Raw genomic sequence first — 1,447 nt, 5'->3', positions numbered from 1 at the left:
CCCAGGGCGTAGGGCAGCGCGGTCCAGCTGGGGCGCCGCCGACCCGCTGACCGGCGTCCGCACCGCCCTGGCGGCGGTCCACCGCTCCGCGCTACGGGGCATCGCGGACGCCGCGTCGGCCGCGCGCGTCGGCGCCGGGGCCGACCCCCTCGCCCCGGCCCTGGCGCGCCTGGCCGAAAGGGGGCGTCACCTCGCCGACCTCCAGCTCGCCCAGCTCGACGAGATGGAGCACCGGACCACCGACCCCGCGGCCCTGGGAGAACTGTTCCGCCTCGACCACCTCGCCACCCGTGCCCGGCGGCAGACCGACCTCCTCGCCTCGCTCGCCGGCCGCCCCGCCGGCGCCGCCGCGGGCGACGGCCACCACCGCGGTCCGATCGACGTCGAGGAGGTGGCGCGCGCCGCGCAGTGCGAGATCGAGGACTACCGGCGCGTCGAGGTGCGACCCTCACCGCGGGCTCTTCTGCCGGGCCACGCGGCGGGCGACCTGACCCGGCTGCTCGCCGAGCTGATGGAGAACGCCACCCGGTACTCGCCCACCCACGCCTGGGTGCGGGTCACCGGTGGCCTGCACCCCCTGGGCTACGCCTACCGCATCGAGGACCGGGGCCCCGGCCTCGACGCGGCCGCCCTGGCCGAGGCCCGGGGTCGACTGGCGAGCGCCGCCGTCGAGGGGCCGGGGGAGGACCGGCGGCTCGGACTCTTCGTCGCCGGTAGGCTCGCCGCCCGGCACGGTGTCCGTATCGACCTCCTGCCGAGTGACAACGCCGGCCTCACCGTCGAGGTCGTCGTACCGACCGCCCTGCTCACAGTGGCCGAACCCTGCCGGAACGGGGTCGGCGATGACGCTCCACTGTCCGCGTAGGCACGGATTGGCCCCGAATCGTGCGCGGTTCAGCCAGTGCGTGTCCGAGAGGTTGCTCTCGGCAGCGGTGTGGGGAAGGCTGTGGGCGGGGGTAGCCCGAAGAACCTGGGGAGCTGAGCCATGGCACTGAGCACCACACTCGACTGGCTGCTGGACGATCTGACGCAACGTCTCCCGGGCGTGCGTCACGTCCTGCTGCTGTCAAGCGACGGCCTGGTCACCTCCACGAGCAGAAAACTGCCCCGGGGGGACGCCGAGCGCCTGGCCGCCGTCGCATCCGGCCTGTACAGCCTCGCGCGCAACGTCGGCGACCAGTTCGCCAGCGGGAGCGTCCGGCAGACCATGGTCGAGTTCGACGACGGCGTCCTGCTGGTCGCCGCGGCCGGCGACGGCAGCGCGCTCGCGGTCCTCACCGGCGGCGAGACCGACACCGCCCAACTGGGCTACGAGACCGAGCTGCTGGTCGCCAAGGTGGGCGAGCACATGGGGGTCGCCGTCCGGGACGGCGCCTGAGCCGTACGCCACGCGGCGCCGCCCGTCCCCGGCGGCGGGCCGGGGCGACCGTGCCGCCCGGCACGGTCG

General features: G+C 75.4%; 2 protein-coding genes. Both read left to right on the top strand.

What is annotated here, in order from left to right:
* Window positions 1-865: ATP-binding protein (locus tag HCN56_RS25520; protein WP_167975011.1), on the top strand; the 865-nt coding region annotated here is incomplete at its 5' end.
* Window positions 866-985: 120 nt separating this feature from the next.
* Window positions 986-1,378, top strand: coding sequence for a roadblock/LC7 domain-containing protein (locus HCN56_RS25515; protein ID WP_167975009.1), 393 nt, complete (start codon window positions 986-988; stop codon window positions 1,376-1,378).
* Window positions 1,379-1,447 lie beyond the last annotated feature (69 nt).

The sequence above is a fragment of the Streptomyces lonarensis genome, from assembly GCF_012033735.1.
GTDB classification, from domain to species: domain Bacteria; phylum Actinomycetota; class Actinomycetes; order Streptomycetales; family Streptomycetaceae; genus Streptomyces; species Streptomyces lonarensis.
The sequence above is the reverse complement of the archived record's forward strand: the minus strand, read 5'-3'. Positions and strand labels throughout refer to the sequence as shown.

What these genes read in the sequence shown, in the direction of transcription:
- HCN56_RS25515 (WP_167975009.1), top strand. Translation starts at nt 986, where the DNA reads ATGGCACTGAGCACCACACTCGACTGGCTGCTGGACGATCTGACGCAA.